Below are 16127 nucleotides of genomic sequence, written 5' to 3'. Positions count from 1 at the left end.
CTTTACATCCCCCTTGGTAATCTGGCGGTCTGTCCCCATCATTCACCGCGCACCGCCCGACGATGCCGTCGGGTGCCCTCGCTATCAGGAGATGCATCATGGCCTACACCCTGCCCAAGCTGCCCTACGCCTACGACGCGCTGGAACCGCATATCGATGCGGCGACGATGGAAATCCATCACACCAAGCATCACCAGACCTACATCAACAACGTCAACGCTGCGCTGGAAGGCACCGAGTACGCCGACCTGCCGGTCGAAGAACTGGTGAAGAAGCTGAAGTCGCTGCCGGAGAACCTGCAGGGTCCGGTGCGCAACAACGGTGGCGGCCACGCCAACCACTCGCTGTTCTGGACCGTGATGGCCCCGAACGCCGGTGGCAACCCGGTGGGCGATGTGGCCAAGGCGATCGACAAGGACCTGGGCGGTTTCGACAAGTTCAAGGATGCCTTCACCAAGGCCGCGCTGACCCGTTTCGGCAGTGGCTGGGCGTGGCTGAGCGTGACCCCGGACAAGAAGGTCGTGGTCGAAAGCAGCGGCAACCAGGACAGCCCGTTGATGGAAGGCAACACCCCCATCCTCGGTCTGGACGTGTGGGAACACGCGTACTACCTGAAGTATCAGAACCGCCGTCCGGAATACATCGGCGCGTTCTTCAACGTCATCGACTGGAACGAAGTCGAGCGTCGTTACCAGGAAGCGATCGCCTGATCGCAGTGCCTGCGTGAAGTGGAAGGCCGGGGGAGACCCCGGCCTTTTTTGTTTGCGCATCGGTGGTGCCGGCCGTTGGCCGGCAACCTCACGACGGTCCTGGCAGGAATGTTGCAGTTGCCGGCCAGCGGCCGGCACTCCCCGCGGGCGAAGTCATTCGGTAGTGGCAGGCACGTCCTGCAGCCGCAGCGTCGCCATCACGCCCAGGCGCAGGCCGGGCAGGTCGCCGTCGGCAGGCAGCATGATCGCCTGCTGGCGGATGCCGCCGAAATGCTTGACCTGGAACAGCACATCCAGCCCATGGCCACTGGCGCCGCCGCCGCTGGCCGCCGGTGCGCCGGGATTGCGCCGGGCCGGCTGGAAGCCGGGCGTGCTGCGCACCAGCTCGACGGTGCTTGCGGAAAAATCCCCTGCGATCAGGCTCGGCATGCCCTCGGCCGTGGCGCCGATCCAGGTCATCAGGTCGCTGGTCTGGTGCTGCCGGGCCGTGGCCTCATCCGGCTCCGGCCGCAGGCGCGCGACGTAGACGTTGACGTCGTTGTCGCCCAGCCGCAGGCGCATCATGCCGGCGGCACTGAAGGTGCCCGGCGGATGCAGCAGGGTGACGCCGTCCTCGCTGACCGGCAGCCGGCTGAGCATCGCGTTGCCATGCCGGACCGGCTGGCTCGGCGGGTCTGCGGTGACGAAATCGCAGCTGTAGCGCAGCCGGCTGGCCAACCAGCAGGCCGGGTTGCGCCCTTGCTGCTGCAGGACCTGCTGCACCGAGATCACATCCGGCTGCAGATCGGTCAGCAGCTGCAGCACCTGTTCGCGGCGCTGCTTCCATTGCCCTTCATCACGGCTGGGCAGTTCCAGCGCGGCGACGGTCAATTGCCGCACCTCCGTGGCAAGGCCGGCCGCCGGCGGCGCCTGCGGTCGCGCCAATGCAGGCACGGCCAGCATGAGGGCGAGGCAGCTGGACAGGATGCGGGCAAAGGGGAGGGGGCGCATAACGATAAGTTTACGCTTTTGCCGTGCAGGTTCCGTGACTTCCGGCAGGGCCGCACATGCCTGCCATGCTTTGGCGCGCCTGTCATGCAGCCCTGCAGCGTGCTTCGCACGCACAGGTTCCGGTACTCTTGCGCCTTTCGTTTTGCAGGAATGCCTTACAGGATGAGCCACGACGCAGTCGCCCCCATCGCCGGCCAGGGAAAGATGCCGCGCCAGATCCCGTACATCATCGGCAATGAGGCCTGCGAGCGGTTCAGTTTCTACGGGATGCGCAACATCCTGGTGCAGTTCCTGATCACCTCCCTGCTGCTGCAGGAAATCACGGCCGAAGGCCGTGCCGGTGAAGCCAAGGACATCATGCACAGCTTCATGATCGGCGTGTATTTCTTCCCGCTGCTCGGTGGCTGGTTGGCCGACAAGTTCTTCGGCAAGTACCACACCATCCTGTGGTTCAGCCTGGTCTACTGCATGGGCCATCTGTGCCTTGCGCTGTTCGAGGGCAGCCGTGGCGGCTTCTTCCTCGGCCTGGGCCTGATCGCGCTGGGCGCCGGTGGCATCAAGCCGCTGGTGGCCTCGTTCATGGGCGACCAGTTCGACCAGAGCAACAAGCACCTGGCCAAGATCGTCTTCGACGCCTTCTACTGGATCATCAACTTCGGCTCGTTGTTCGCCTCGCTGCTGATCCCGCTGGTGCTGAAGAACTGGGGCCCGCAGTGGGCGTTCGGTATTCCGGGCATCCTGATGTTCATCGCCACCTTCGTGTTCTGGCTGGGCCGCAAGCGCTACGTGTTGGTGCCGTTGCCGCCGAAGGACCCGCATTCGTTCGCCAATGTGGTGCGCACCGCGCTGACCACGCGGGTGGCCGGCCAGGGCCGTCCGGGCCTGGTGATCGCCGTGCTCGGCCTGGTGCTGGCGTTGGCCTCGTTCGGCCTGGTCGGCTCGCTCGGCATCGTGATCTGCCTGTGCCTGGCGCTGGTCTCGATCCTGGCGGGCATCGGTGGTGGTACCTGGCTGCAGCTGGACCGCGCGCGCGGCCAGCATCCGGCCGAAGCCGTGGAAGGCGTGCGCTCGGTGCTGCGCGTGCTGGTGATCTTCGCCCTGACCACGCCGTTCTTCTCGCTGTTCGACCAGAAAGCCTCGACCTGGGTGCTGCAGGGCCAGCAGATGCAGATGCCGAGCTGGTTCACCGCCTCGCAGATGCAGGCGCTGAATCCGCTGCTGGTGATGATCCTGATTCCGTTCAACAACCTGGTGCTGTACCCGGCCCTTCGCCGCTTCGGTTTCGAGCCGACCGCGCTGCGCCGGATGACCGCCGGCATCGCCTTCAGTGGCCTGGCCTGGATCGTAGTGGGTGGCATCCAGGTGGTGATGGATGGCGGCAATGCGATGTCGATCTTCTGGCAGATGCTGCCGTACGCGCTGCTGACCTTCGGTGAGGTGCTGGTCTCGGCCACCGGCCTGGAGTTCGCCTACAGCCAGGCCCCGCAGGCGATGAAGGGCGTGGTGATGAGCTTCTGGAACCTGACCACCACCATCGGCAACCTGTGGGTGCTGCTGTCCAACGCGGCGGTACGTAACGACACGGTCACCCACAAGATCGCCAGTACGGGCCTGAGCGAAGCGGCATTCCTGATGTTCTTCTTCGCCGGTTTCGCCTTCGTCGCGGCGTTGGCCTTCGGTTGGTATGCGAAACGCTATCGTATGGTCGACAACTACCGCACCGCCTGAGCCTGACATGACCCCCGTCAATCTGCTGTTGATCGCCATCACCGCCATCCTGTCGTGGATGGCGTTCAACAACCGCAAGCTGGCTGACCGCCTGATCCTGTGGCCGCCGGCGGTGGATCGCCACCGCCAGTACGACCGCCTGATCACCTACGGCTTCATCCATGCCGACTGGTCGCACCTGATCTTCAACATGATCACCCTGTTCTTCTTCGGGGGGTTCATCGAGAGCGTGATGGTGCAGCTGACCGGCAGCTACCTGGTCTATCCGGCGTTCTATGTCGGTGCGTTGCTGGTCTCGATCCTGCCCAGCTACCTGAAGAACCAGAAGAACCCGAACTACCTCAGCCTCGGTGCGTCCGGGGCGGTGTCGGCGGTGCTGTTCGCCTTCATCCTGATCAAGCCGTGGTCGATCATCCTGGTGTTCTTCATCCCGGCGCCGGCGATCGTCTATGCCGCGTTCTACGTCGGCTACAGCATCTGGATGGACAAGCGCGGTGGCGATCGCATCAACCACAGCGCGCACCTGGCCGGTGCGGCGTTCGGCGTGATCTTCATGCTGGCCATGCAGCCGAGCATCTTCAGTCACTTCCTGCGCGAGCTGTCTAACCCGACCTTCCGCCTCGGCGGCGGCTGAGGGTGGCCGGGGTCGGATCCACTGGATCCGACCCCCGGGGCCGCGGCCCCGCTCCGGGTCAGGCCCGGGTCTGCTGACCGTAGGTATCGAGCAGGCGGGAGAAGACTTCCTCGCCGATGCTCTGGAACGCCTGGTCTTCGGTCTGTCCCTCCACGGCCAGTTGCAGCAGGCCCTCCAGCAGGGCGTGATCGGTATCGGATTGGGAATCGCTGGGGTGCATCACGGGCCTCCACGGCAGATCGCTAGGTCAACTGTCGCAAGGGGCATGCCAGGCTGGCGCACCCCTGCAGAGGGGGTAGCGGCCGGCTGGCCTGAAGCTTGAGGGCAACAAGTGACGCAACGGGCGCAGACTTGTCCCTGTTCAGACTTCACGCGATCATGGCGCCCGCGTGCGCACCATCCACGCAGTCGCCGCAGGAGACAGTCCCATGGCTTCGGTCACGCCCCCCGGTCTGGCTTACGAGGTCGAACACGATCAGGTCAACCACCGTTTCACCGCCCGCGTGCGCGGACAGGTGGCACTGTTGGAGTACCAGATCAAGCGCAGGCGGATGGTCATCACCCATACCGAAGTGCCCGAGCCGATCGCCGGACGTGGCATTGCCGGTGAGCTGACCCGGGTCGCACTGCGTTTCGCCCGTGAGCAGAAGTACAAGGTGGTGCCGGCATGTGCCTATGCCGAGGCCTTCCTGCAGCGGCACGAGGAGTACCACGATCTGCTTGTGGGCTGAATCCAGCGGGCCACCCTTCAGCCAGGGCAGGCGATGATGTATGAACATGAACAGGGGATCCCGATGAAGATTGGAAACAACCGGCCACTGCACGCCAGCGTGCTGGCCGGCGCTATGGGCGTGCTGTTGCTGGCTGGTTGCCAGCGCGAGAACGAGGCGGCTCCGGCCACCGATGCCGCACCTGCGGCCGAAACCACCGGCACCGCCGAGGCACCCGCAGCGGAAGCGCCGTTGGATCTGCGCGATGTGATCGAGAACAACGAACGTGAAGTGGTCGGGATCAGCTACCCGGCGGGCATCGATCGTTATCCGGGCCTGGCACGCGCGCTGCAGGCCTATGCCACCTCCGCCCGCAGCGATCTGCAGCAGGCGCTGGACGGCTTGGGCAACGACAAGCCGACCATGCCCTATGAGCTGTCGCTGAGCTTCGAGAAGCTGCTGGAGACGCCGCAACTGGTGGTGGTCAGTGCCGACGGCAGCCGCTACACCGGCGGCGCCCATGGCGAACCGCTGGTTGCTCGTTTCGTGTGGCTGCCGGCGCAGCAGCAGATGCTGAGCGCCGACAAGCTGGTGGCCGATGCCAAGGGCTGGAAAGCGATCAGCGATTTCGTCGCCGACCAGCTGCGCGAGCGTGTGGCCACCCGCCTCAGCGGCGAGGACATGGACCCGTCGCAGCTGCAGGAATCGCTGCGCAATGCCTCGCGGATGATCGCCGACGGCACCGGTCCGCAGGCCGATAACTTCAGCCAGTTCCAGCCGCTGACCGACGACAAGGGACAGATCACCGCGCTGCGCTTCGTGTTCCCGCCCTACCAGGTGGGTCCATACTCGGACGGTACCCAGACCGCTGATGTGCCGGCCTCGGTGGTGTTGCCGCACGTGGCCAAGGACTACGTGGAGCTGTTCGCACGCGGGTAACCGTAGACGAGGAGGTGACGTGGATACAGGGTTGCAGGAGCGGGTCACCGGCCTGCTCCACGAGGCCGGGGTCCAGATCGATGGAACCCGGCCACAGGATATCCAGGTGCATGACCCGCGCTTCTTCGCGCGGGTCATGGCGCACGGCTCACTCGGCTTGGGCGAAAGCTACATGGACGGCTGGTGGGATGCCAACGTCCTGGATGAATTCCTGTTCCACCTGATGCAGGCGCACCTGGACGAACGGGTGCACGGCTGGCGTGAGGTAGCCGACGCCCTGAGAGCGCGTCTGTTCAATCTGCAGGCCGGGCAGCGCAGCTATGAAGTCGGCCGCCGCCACTACGACCTCGGCAACGACCTGTACCAGGCGATGCTTGGCCAGCGCCTGGTCTACAGCTGTGGCTATTGGCGCAACGCCAACGATCTGGATGGCGCGCAGGAAGCCAAGCTCGATCTGGTGTGCCGCAAGCTTGGGCTGCGCCCCGGGCAACGCGTGCTGGATATCGGCTGCGGTTGGGGCGAGGCGCTGAAGTTCGCCGCTGAGCGCTATGGTGTCAGTGGCGTGGGCATCACCATTTCGCAGGAGCAGGCCGACTACGCGCGTGAGTTGTGCGCTGGCCTGCCGATCGAGATCCGGCTGCAGGACTATCGCGAACTGGACGAGCCGTTCGACGCGGTGTTCTCCATCGGCATGTTCGAACATGTCGGCGACAAGAACTACCGCCGCTTTTTCGACGTGGCCCGGCGCTGCCTTTCGCCGCGGGGACTGCTGCTGTTGCATACCATTGGCAGCAACATTTCGCGCCACCGCACCGATCCGTGGATCGCCCGCTACATCTTTCCCAATTCGATGCTGCCGTCGGCGGTGCAGATCAGCCGGGCGTTCGAAGGGCGTTTCGTGCTGGAGGACTGGCACAACTTCGGAACCGACTACGACCTGACGCTGCAGGCCTGGCGGCGCAACGTGGAAGCGGCGTGGCCGCAGCTGGACGCACGTTATGACGAGCATTTCCGGCGCATGTGGCGTTTCTATCTGGCCGGATCGATGGCCAGCTTCCGCTGCCGGCATGCGCAGCTGTGGCAGCTGGTGCTGTCGCCGGAGGGCGTGCGCGGCGGCTATGTGGCGCCGCGGTGATGCGTTTCTTTCCTGCGGCGCAGTGGCGTTCTCCCGGCGTGCTGATTGCGACGCTTTCTGACTTCATGTGCATCGGATGGGGGCGCTGGTCATGACCGGGCGAGGTCGACGCTAGAATCGCTGGCCGGCGGTTCGTCCGCATCACTCAGGGTTTGGCGGCATGGGCTGGGATATCACCTACCATCCGATTGCGGATTGCGAAATCCGCGACATCTATTTCCGGGCGCTCGAGGATCCTACGTTGGTCAGCGAGCTGCAGCAGCGCTTCCAGATCCATCCGTTCTATGTCGAACAGCTGCAGGAGCGACTCGAAGAAGCTCGCACGTTCGGTCTGGAGGTCCCCTTCGAGAAGGGGCACGCGCTGTATCTGGCGATCGTCGCCGGACATCTTCGGCGCTATCACTATCTTCGGGGAAGTGCGCTGTCGTTCTTCATCGACGATCCGATCGTGGCCCGCTACTTTGCTGACTGGCGCGAGCTGGTTCCGCCCGCCTGGAGGGATGCAGCGGCCGGTAACCACCTGCAGGAGAATTACGGTGGTGGCGTCTTCATCACGCACGGGCGACTGCGGCAGCTGCGCGCGGACTATGCGCTGGACGCGGATCTGAGCTCGCGGCTGGACGAGCTGTTTTCCGATGGCCGCCTGGCGGTGTTCTGGAGCGTGGTAGATGACGCGATCGCCAACGGATGCGGTCTGCTGGAAGCCACCGAGGTGGTCGAGCCAAACCCGATGAAACTGGAAGTGTCGACCAGCTTGAGCAACCTGCTGAACTGCAGCAAGGACGGGGCACTGCTGTATGCGCAGGCCGCCGCCACGCAATTGGCTGGCTTCCTTGCGGATCCTCCGCCTTCCGCCCCGGCTGCACCGGCCGCGACCGGCGCGGGGAAGCGCTGGTGGGAGCGCCTTTTCCGGCGTTGATCCGGGTGGCATCCGCGCATGTCGTGGATCTGCCGAGGGTATGCAAGCAAAAAAACCGCCCGGTCTCCCGGGCGGTTTTCATTTCACGCTACGGTGCCGGCGATCAGTTGCCGGTGCCGGTCAGGCCGCGCTTCTCAAGCAGCGGTTCGATCTGCGGCTCGTGGCCGGCGAAATCGCGGAACAGCTGCATCGCGTCCACGCTGCCACCCTTGGACAGCAGGGTCGCGCGGAAGTGGTCGCCATTCTTGCGGCTCAGGCCACCGTTGTCGCGGAACCACTTCTGGGTGTTGGCGTCGAGCACTTCCGACCAGATGTAGGCGTAGTAGCCGGCCGAGTAGCCGCCCATGATGTGGCTGAAGTACGGGGTCTTGTAGCGCGGCGGCACCGGCGCGTAGTAGATGCCGTCCTTCTCCAGCGCGGCGCGCTCGAAGGCCATCACGTCCTTGGCGGCCGGCACCTGGTCCGGGCCGATCTGGTGCCAGCGCTGGTCGAGCATGGCGGCGCCCAGGTACTCGGTGGTGGCAAAGCCCTGGTTGAACTTGGCCGCGGCCAGCACCTTGTCCAGCAGTGCCTGCGGCATTGCCGAGCCATTCTGGTAGTGCTTGGCGTAGTTCTTCAGGATGGCCGGGTTGTCGGCCCACATCTCGTTGACCTGCGAGGGGAACTCGACGAAGTCGCGCGGCACCGCGGTGCCCGAGAAGTACGGATACTTCACATTCGAGAACATGCCGTGCAGGGCGTGGCCGAACTCGTGGAAGGTGGTGCTCACTTCATCCCAGGTCAGCAGAGTCGGCTGGCCGGCCGGCGGCTTGGGAATGTTCAGGTGATTGGCCACCACCGGCTTGAAACCGGTCAGCTTGGACTGCGAGACGTACGAGTTCATCCACGCACCGCCGCGCTTGGAGGCACGTGCGTACGGGTCGAAGATGAAGATCGCCAGCTGGCTGCCATCGGCATCGAACACGTCATAGACGGTGACGTCATCGTGGTAGACCGGCAGGTCGGTGCGCTGCTTGAAGGTCAGGCCGAATTCCTGGTTGGCGGCGAAGAACACGCCGTTCTCCAGCACGTTCTTCATCTCGAAGTACGGCTTCAGCTGCGATTCGTCGAAGTTGTACTTGGCCTGGCGCACCTTCTCGCTGTAGAAGGCCCAGTCCCACGGCTCCAGCTTGAAGGTCGGCTTGCCGGCGGCCTTCTGTTCCTGGTCGATCATTGCCTGCAGGTCGGCGGCTTCGCGCTTGGCGTTGGCCACCGCTGCCGGTGCCAGCTTGCCGAGCATCGCATTGACCGCTTCGGGGGTCTTGGCGGTCTGGTTGGTCAGGTTGTAGGCGGCGAAGTTGGCAAAGCCCATCAGCTTGGCCTTGTCGGCGCGCAGCTGCATGATGCGCGCGACCAGCGCGGTGTTGTCGAACTCACCGCCGCGGCTGCCGCGGGTGGTGGACGCTTCGTAGATCTTCTGGCGCAGGGCACGGTTGGCCAGGTTGGTCAGCGGCGGCTGGCCGGTGGTGTTGAGCAGGGTGATCACGTACTTGCCGTCCAGGCCACGGGCCTTGGCGGCTTCGGCGGCAGCGGCGATCTGCTCCTTGGACAGGCCGTCCAGTTCCTTGACGTCGTTGACGGTGATCGCCGAAGCGTTCACTTCCGACTGCACGTTCTGGCTGAACTTGGTGCCGAGGTTGGCCAGCTCGGCGTTCATTTCCTTCAGTTTGGTCTTGTCGGCCTCGGACAGCTTGGCGCCGGCGCGCACGTAGTTGTCGTAGTACTTCTCGACCAGGCGAACGCCTTCAGCGTCCAGGCCCAGGGTGGCGCGGCTGTCATACAGCGCCTGGATGCGCGCGAACAGCTTGCCGTTCAGCGCGATCGCATCGCTGTGCGCGGCGAACTTCGCCGAATAGTCGGCCTGCAGCTTCTTGCGGGTGTCGTTGGTGTCGGCGCCGACCAGGCTGAAGAACACGGTGGTCGCGCGGTCCAGGGTGTCACCGCTCTTTTCCAGGGCGATGATGGTGTTGTCGAAGGTCGGCTTGGCCTTGGTGTTGGCGATCGCCTCCACTTCCTTCAGCTGCTGCGCCATGCCGGCGTCGAAGGCCGGGGCGAAGTCGCTGTCCTTGATCTTGTCGAACTGCGGGAAATGCAGCGGCAGCGGGCTGTCGGCGAAGAACGGATTGGCCTGCTGGGCATTGGCAGCGGTGGCCGGGGCGGCGGCGCTGGCCGAATAGGCGGGCAGGGCAAGGCCGAGGGTCATGGCCACGGCAAGGGCAAGGCGGGTGGTCAAGGTCGATACTCCGGTAAGGCAAACAAGGGCCCGAGGGTAACCCGGCCCGGCGCGCCCGCACTTGTGTCAAAAGGCATGTTGGCAAAGCCGCCCCGCAGCAGGGCCACCCTCTGGCTGGTTGCCCGGGTACCATGCAATCACCGCCCACGGCCCACCGCCATGACCACTGCCTACGATTTCAGCTTCCGTGACCTTGAAGGCCAGCCGCAGGTGTTGGCGCAGTACCAGGGCCGTCCGCTGCTGCTGGTGAACGTGGCCAGCCGCTGTGGCTTCACCCCGCAGTACACCGGGTTGGAACAGCTGTGGCAGGACTATCGTGATCGCGGCCTGGTGGTGATCGGCTTTCCCTGCAACCAGTTCGGTGCGCAGGAGCCGGGCGATGCTGCGCAGATCCGCCAGTTCTGTTCGATTGATTACCCGGTCAGCTTCCCGCTGTCGCAGAAGATCGAGGTCAACGGCGAGGGTGCCGACCCGCTGTGGGCATGGCTGTCGCACCAGAAGCGCGGGCTGCTGGGCATCGCCCGCATCAAGTGGAACTTCAGCAAGTTCCTGGTCGATCGCCAGGGCCAGGTGGTGGATCGCTATGCGCCGACCACCAAGCCGGAGCAGCTGCGCGGCGGCATCGAAGCGCTGCTCTGAAGGTAGTGCCGGCCGCTGGCCGGCAACCCCGTGGTTGCAGCAAAACCGGCCAATGGCCGGCACTACCGTTGCAGCTTATTTCTCGACGAACGCGCGCTCGAACACGTAGTGGCCGGGCGTACCGATGCGCGGCGAGGTCTGGAAACCGCGGCTGTCCAGCACGGTGCGCAGGTCGGCCAGCATCTGCGGGCTGCCGCAGATCATCGCGCGGTCGTTTTCCGGGCTCAGCTCCGGCAGGCCCAGGGTGCGCTGCATTTCGCCGCTTTCCATCAGTTGGGTCAGGCGGCCCTGGTTGGCGAACGGCTCGCGGGTGACGGCTGGGTAGTACAGCAGCTTGTCGCCGATCATCTCGCCCAGGAACTCATGCTCGCGCAGTTCCTTTTCGAAGTAGTCGCGGTAGGCCAGGTCCTTTTCGTAGCGCACGCCATGGCAGAGGATCACCTTCTCGAAGCGCTCGTAGGTTTCCGGGTCCTTGATGACCGAAAGCCACGGTGCCATGCCGGTGCCGGTACCCAGCAGGTACAGGTTCTTGCCGGGGTGCAGGTCGCTGATCAGCAGGGTGCCGGTGGGCTTCTTGCCGACCAGCACCTTGTCGCCCGGCTTGATGTGCTGCAGGCGCGAGGTCAGCGGGCCGTCCTGCACCTTGATGCTGAAGAACTCCAGGTGCTCTTCCCAGTTGGCGCTGGCGATGGAGTACGCGCGCAGCAGCGGCCGCGCGTCGGTCTCCAGGCCGATCATCACGAACTGGCCGTTCTCGAAGCGGAAACCGCTGTCACGGGTAAGGGTGAAGCTGAAGTAGGCGTCGGTCCAGTGGCGGACCTCAAGCACCGTTTCGGCGCCGAAAGCGGAGGACATGGGCGTATCTATCGGAAGTCGTCGGGACAATTCTATCTCAAATGAGACAGGTTCTCATTAGGCGGAACGAGAGGCGTTCTCAGCGGTAACCTGCCGCCTGCAGCTCGAACAGCTCGGCATAGCGGCCGCCCTGGGCCATCAGCTGCGCGTGAGTGCCGCTGGCCTCGATGCGGCCGTCAGCCAGCACCAGGATGCGGTCGGCCATGCGCACCGACGAGAACCGATGGGAAATCAGCACGGCAGTACGATTATCCGCCAACTCCCTGAACCGCTGGAACACTTCGAACTCGGCACGGGCGTCCAGCGCCGCGGTGGGTTCATCCAGGATCATCACCTGTGCATCGCGCATCCACGCACGGGCGATGGCGATCTTCTGCCACTGGCCACCGGACAGGTCCACGCCCTGCTTGAAGCCGCGGCCGATCTGCTGGTCGTAGCCGCCGGGCAGGGCCGCGATCACTTCCTCGGCCATGCCGCGGCGGGCGGCGTCGGTGATCCGCGCGCGGTCGTCCATCGCTTCCACCTGGCCGACACCGATGTTCTCGCCGGCACTGAGGTTGTAACGCACGAAGTCCTGGAAGATCACGCCGAGATTGGCGCGCAGGTCGTCCAGGTCGTAGTCGCGCAGGTCGCGGCCATCCAGCAGGATGCGGCCTTCGTCGGGTTCGTACAGGCGTGCCAGCAGCTTGACCAGGGTGGTCTTGCCCGCGCCGTTCTCGCCGACCAGCGCCAGTACTTCGCCCGCGTGCAGGTGGAAATCCAGGTGGCGCACGGCCCATTGCTCGGCATCGGGGTAGCGGAAGCCCACGTCCTCGAACACGAAGCCCTCGCGGATCGGCTGCGGCACGCGCACCGCGTCCTTTCGCGAATGGATTTCCGGTTCGATCTGGAAGAACGAATACAGGTCGTCCAGGTACAGCGCCTGGCTGGCGACCTGCGAGAACCCGATCAGCAGGCCTTCCAGCAACTGGCGCAGGCGCAGGAAGCTGCCGGCGAGGAAGGTCAGGTCACCGATCGAAAAATCGCCGCGCACCGTGCGCCAGGCGATATAGGCATACGCGGTGTAGTAGCCCAGCGTGCCCAGCGCGGCCAGCAGCGTGCCCCAGAACGCACGCCGCCGGGCGAGCGCGCGGTTGGCCAGGAACAGTGCCGCCGACAAGCTGCGGTAACGGTCGACCAGGAACCGGTGCAGGTTGAAGATCTTTACTTCCTTGGCCGTTTCCACGCTGGCGCCGAGCTGGCGCAGGTAGTCCAGCTGGCGGCGTTCCGGCGTCCAGAGGAAGTTGAGGCTGTAACCGGCCGCATTGAAGTGTGATTCGCCGATGAAGGCCGGCACCAGTGCCAGCGCCAGCAGCAGGATCAGCCACGGCGCGTAGACCAGCAGACCGACGGCCAGGCTGGCGACGGTGATCGCATCCTGCACCTGGCCGAACAGCTGGCTCATCAGGTTCATCCGGCCCATGGTCTGGCGCCGCGCACGGTCCAGCTTGTCCTGCAGGTCCGGGTCCTCGAAGTCCTCCAGGTCCAGGGTGGCTGCGTGTTCCATCAGGCGCACGCTGGTGACGTTGGCGAACAGTTCCGACAGCAGGGCATCGGCGTAGCTGACCAGACGGCCGAGCAGGTCCGAGGCGATGGCCAGGCCCAGTTCCAGTGCCAGCAGGCCGAGCAGCGGATTGAGCAAGCCACTGGACAGGGCCTCGCCCAGCGGCGGGAAGCCCGCGTCGTGCTGGCTGAGGTGCAGCGCGGTATCGATGATCAGCTTGCCGACGTACAGCATCGCCACTGGCAGCAGCGCACGGATCAGGCGCAGGCCAAGACTGGCCAGGGTCAGGGCGCGGCTGGTCTGCCACACCTGACGCAGGAATGGCGGCAGGTTGCGCATCGCCTTGAAGCGTTGACGCAGGCTGGGTTTCTTGGCGCCGGCGGCGCCGGCAATGGGGGAAGCAGGCATGCCGCTATTGTGCGCGCCTGATACGTGCAGGTGGGGTCAGCGCAGCCGTGTGGCTGACACCGGGGTCAGATCCCTTTGCGCGGCAAAGGGCTCTGACCCCCGCGACCCACAATGGGTCAGAGCCCTTCGCAGTGCGAAGGGATCCGACCCACCTCCATCCACGCATGGCGTGGATCTACTGTGTCGACCAAGGTCGACACCTACCGAACAGCAGCAGGAAACTTTCGAAGGCGGGGTGGGCCAGGTCGAAGGGGCGTGAGCCGCATGGGCCCGAGGCATGTCTCGGGCGGGTGGGGCAGGACGCCCAACCCCGGTCTTGCCGTGTGCGCAGGACAGCGCATACGCGCAAGCGGCGACCGAGCTTACATGGACGTACTTGCAGCGTCCCCTGCGACCTGGCCCACTCCGCCATCCCACAGGAAGCCAGCTTCTGCTGTTGCTGTTGCTGTTGAGGTTGAGGTTGAGGTTGAGGTTGCCGGCCAGCGGCCGGCACTACAGCGGGTGCCGGGCGCAGCCCGGCCGGCAACCCCCTTACGGCAGCGGCGGCAGCAGCCCGGCACCCAGCCGGTTCCAGGCATTGATCACCGCGATACCCATGCTCAGGTCGCTGATGCCCTTTTCATCGAAGTGCGGCGCCAACGCATCGAACGCCGCCTGCGACGGTGCACCGTCGGTCAACCGGGTCAGCGCCTCGGCCCAGCCCAGTGCCGCGCGTTCGCGTTCGTCGAAGAAGCGGCTCTCGTGCCAGGCCGGCAACGTATCCAGCTTGCGCGGCTCGATGCCGCCCTTGCGCAGCGCGGTGGCATGCATGTCCATGCAGTAGCCGCAGCCGTTGAGCTGCGAGACGCGCAGGAACACCAGTTCCATCAGGGTCGGATCGATCGAACTGTCATGCACCGCCTTGCTGGTGGCCAGCAGACCCTTGAAGGCTTCGGCGGCGAGGCGGGTGTAAGGAACGCGGGGAGAGGCATGGTTGGACATCTTCAGCTCCACGGCGGCCACGATGGCCGCCTTTCAGTACAAGGACGCAGTGCCGTTTCCGTTCGTGACACCAAGCTGCTAGAAGCGACATCTTGACGGGCCAAATGCGACTCCAGATGCGTCCTGCGATCTCAAAGAGCCCTGCAGTGGCATCAAACCCTGATGCATCGTCTCAGCTCATCACCTGGAATTCGGCAGCTGACGTGAGAATCAATGCTCTCAACTGGTCAATGTCGGCTTTAATGAGCGCGGGAAGAGTGTCCCATTCACCATATTTCTCAGAAGGAACAAAATCGCCCTTGACTACAACGAGCCTGACATCCGGGCGGATGGTTGATAGTTGTCTTCTTGGTGGTGCCCAGCTTGATTCTTCGTTCGGAAAGGGAAAAGAGGCGATTCTTGGCCAATCGCCTCTTTCAATGGCGGTGCGAATGGTCAGCACATCCATGAAGCTCTCCAACGTGGGAAGTTCGTACTCACGAAGCATTCTTCCCTTTGAAAGAAATGGAAGGATCGCTACGTCCGGATCTTGGTAAGTGCGCACATAGCCAAAAACAAGCTCGTCCATATTGAGCGGTACGGCAAATACATCACCGACGTTCACTCTGATTCTCTTTCTCGGCTTCTTGGGATTCATTGCCGTCAATTCCCTCTCCACTGCGCTGACAGGTTGCCCAAGTCCAGGGGCGTATGTCTAATCGGAGAATGCGCCTTGAACACCCTGCAGCTTTTCTGGATTCAGCACGCTGTAGAGATTGGCGATGCGGCCATCGACCACCTCGATGGTGGTGATCGAGTGCAGGTGGTCGCCTTCGAAACGCAGGATCGCCGGCTCGCCGTTGACGTAGCCGAGCTGTGCCGGATGCGCTGCGCCGCGGCGGGCGATCGCCCAGTACAGGCGGCCGATACGCTCGGCGCCCAGCAGCGGACGTACCGCCGCGGTGACCACGCCACCGCCATCGGAGACCAGCAGCGCATTGGCATGCAGCAGCGCCTGGATGGCCTCGCTGTCACCGCGCTGGGAGGCGTCCATGAAGCGCGCCAGCAGCTGCCGGTGCTGGCTGGCATCGGCATTGAAGCGCGGTCGCCCCGCCTGCAGGCGCTGCCGGGCACGGTGCACCAGCTGCCGGCAGTTGGCTTCGCTGTGGCCGATCAGGTCGGCAATTTCGCGGTAGTCGTGGTCGAAGGCTTCCTTCAGCAGGAACGCGGCGCGCTCCTCGGGGCCCAGTTGTTCGAGGAGGGTAAGGAAGGCCACCGAGACATCATCGGCCAGCGCGTGCAGCTGCGCCGGGCCGGGCGCCGGATCAGGTTCGAGGGTGATCGCCAGCGGTTCCGCCAGCCACGGGCCGACATAGTGTGCGCGCTCACGCTTGGCCGCGCGCAGCCGGTCCAGGCCCAGACGGGTGGTGGTGGTCACCAGCCAGGCCTCCGGGTCGGCGACGGCCGCGGTATCGGTGCCTGACCAGCGCAGCCAGGCATCCTGCACCACGTCTTCGGCGTCGGTGCGGCTGCCAAGAAGGCGGTAGGCCAGCGCCATCAGCCGTGGGCGGTGGGTCTGGAAGGCGGTTTCGGCGTTCATGTGGGCAAGGACGCGCCAGCGGGGCGCGGCGTGACAGAGGGCAGGGCTCAGATCTTGCCGGCCAGCGGCCGACACTGCCACCCCG

General features: G+C 64.8%; 16 protein-coding genes. 8 read left to right on the top strand and 8 right to left on the bottom strand.

Annotation, left to right across the window (positions count from 1 at the left end; all coding sequences use genetic code 11):
* The first annotated feature begins 98 nt into the window (after positions 1–98).
* Positions 99–710 carry a superoxide dismutase gene (locus tag AC1DKR_RS03660; RefSeq protein ID WP_089236174.1) on the top strand — a complete coding sequence of 204 codons (612 nt, stop codon included), beginning with the start codon at positions 99–101 and terminating at the stop codon, positions 708–710.
* 153 nt (positions 711–863) lie between these two features.
* Here AC1DKR_RS03660 and AC1DKR_RS03655 read toward each other — a convergent pair whose 3' ends face one another.
* A complete protein-coding gene (locus AC1DKR_RS03655) occupies positions 864–1700 on the bottom strand; it encodes an endonuclease/exonuclease/phosphatase family protein (protein WP_442244302.1) in 837 nt (278 codons plus the stop codon).
* 162 nt (positions 1701–1862) lie between these two features.
* Between AC1DKR_RS03655 and AC1DKR_RS03650 the strand changes: the two genes are divergently transcribed.
* Together AC1DKR_RS03650 and AC1DKR_RS03645 are read left to right on the top strand one after the other, a co-directional pair.
* The gene (locus tag AC1DKR_RS03650; protein WP_033831542.1) at positions 1863–3428 is read left to right on the top strand and encodes a POT-type proton-dependent oligopeptide transporter; all 1566 of its coding nucleotides are present in this window, start codon (positions 1863–1865) and stop codon (positions 3426–3428) included.
* Positions 3429–3435: 7 nt separating this feature from the next.
* Positions 3436–4062, top strand: coding sequence for a rhomboid family intramembrane serine protease (locus AC1DKR_RS03645; RefSeq protein ID WP_025876742.1), 627 nt, complete (start codon positions 3436–3438; stop codon positions 4060–4062).
* Between the two features lie 58 nt (positions 4063–4120).
* Here AC1DKR_RS03645 and AC1DKR_RS03640 read toward each other — a convergent pair whose 3' ends face one another.
* A complete protein-coding gene (locus AC1DKR_RS03640) occupies positions 4121–4282 on the bottom strand; it encodes a hypothetical protein (protein ID WP_162887673.1) in 162 nt (53 codons plus the stop codon).
* 208 nt (positions 4283–4490) lie between these two features.
* Here AC1DKR_RS03640 and AC1DKR_RS03635 point away from each other — a divergent pair, with 208 nt between their 5' ends.
* The 4 genes from AC1DKR_RS03635 to AC1DKR_RS03620 all read left to right on the top strand — a co-directional run bounded on the left by AC1DKR_RS03635 (position 4491) and on the right by AC1DKR_RS03620 (position 7765).
* Positions 4491–4793, top strand: a complete 303-nt coding sequence (locus AC1DKR_RS03635) for a GNAT family N-acetyltransferase (RefSeq protein WP_025876743.1) — start codon at positions 4491–4493, stop codon at positions 4791–4793.
* 36 nt (positions 4794–4829) lie between these two features.
* Positions 4830–5711, top strand: coding sequence for a DUF3298 and DUF4163 domain-containing protein (locus tag AC1DKR_RS03630; protein ID WP_478031135.1), 882 nt, complete (start codon positions 4830–4832; stop codon positions 5709–5711).
* A gap of 19 nt (positions 5712–5730) precedes the next feature.
* Entirely contained in the window at positions 5731–6846 is a 1116-nt protein-coding gene (gene cfa, locus AC1DKR_RS03625) for a cyclopropane fatty acyl phospholipid synthase (protein ID WP_478031133.1), read from the top strand.
* A 160-nt stretch (positions 6847–7006) separates the two neighbouring features.
* The gene (locus AC1DKR_RS03620; protein WP_447945353.1) at positions 7007–7765 is read left to right on the top strand and encodes a hypothetical protein; all 759 of its coding nucleotides are present in this window, start codon (positions 7007–7009) and stop codon (positions 7763–7765) included.
* Between the two features lie 103 nt (positions 7766–7868).
* On the opposite strand, the gene AC1DKR_RS03615 is transcribed toward AC1DKR_RS03620, so the two are convergent.
* Positions 7869–10037 (bottom strand): M3 family metallopeptidase, encoded by a 2169-nt coding sequence (locus AC1DKR_RS03615; protein WP_312107033.1) that lies wholly within the window; start codon positions 10035–10037, stop codon positions 7869–7871.
* A gap of 159 nt (positions 10038–10196) precedes the next feature.
* Here AC1DKR_RS03615 and AC1DKR_RS03610 point away from each other — a divergent pair, with 159 nt between their 5' ends.
* Positions 10197–10676 carry a glutathione peroxidase gene (locus AC1DKR_RS03610; RefSeq protein WP_312107031.1) on the top strand — a complete coding sequence of 160 codons (480 nt, stop codon included), beginning with the start codon at positions 10197–10199 and terminating at the stop codon, positions 10674–10676.
* Positions 10677–10751: 75 nt separating this feature from the next.
* Here AC1DKR_RS03610 and AC1DKR_RS03605 read toward each other — a convergent pair whose 3' ends face one another.
* The 5 genes from AC1DKR_RS03605 to AC1DKR_RS03585 all read right to left on the bottom strand — a co-directional run bounded on the left by AC1DKR_RS03605 (position 10752) and on the right by AC1DKR_RS03585 (position 16042).
* The gene (locus AC1DKR_RS03605; RefSeq protein ID WP_230110900.1) at positions 10752–11531 is read right to left on the bottom strand and encodes a ferredoxin--NADP reductase; all 780 of its coding nucleotides are present in this window, start codon (positions 11529–11531) and stop codon (positions 10752–10754) included.
* A 79-nt stretch (positions 11532–11610) separates the two neighbouring features.
* A complete protein-coding gene (locus AC1DKR_RS03600; protein WP_478031128.1) occupies positions 11611–13482 on the bottom strand; it encodes an ABC transporter ATP-binding protein in 1872 nt (623 codons plus the stop codon).
* 531 nt (positions 13483–14013) lie between these two features.
* A complete protein-coding gene (locus AC1DKR_RS03595; RefSeq protein WP_478031126.1) occupies positions 14014–14463 on the bottom strand; it encodes a carboxymuconolactone decarboxylase family protein in 450 nt (149 codons plus the stop codon).
* Between the two features lie 172 nt (positions 14464–14635).
* A complete protein-coding gene (locus tag AC1DKR_RS03590; RefSeq protein WP_478031124.1) occupies positions 14636–15100 on the bottom strand; it encodes a hypothetical protein in 465 nt (154 codons plus the stop codon).
* A 57-nt stretch (positions 15101–15157) separates the two neighbouring features.
* Positions 15158–16042 (bottom strand): RNA polymerase sigma-70 factor, encoded by an 885-nt coding sequence (locus tag AC1DKR_RS03585; RefSeq protein ID WP_478031122.1) that lies wholly within the window; start codon positions 16040–16042, stop codon positions 15158–15160.
* Positions 16043–16127 lie beyond the last annotated feature (85 nt).

This window comes from Stenotrophomonas sp. 01N47 (genome assembly GCF_056399165.1).
This window is presented reverse-complemented; position numbering and strand designations above follow the sequence as displayed.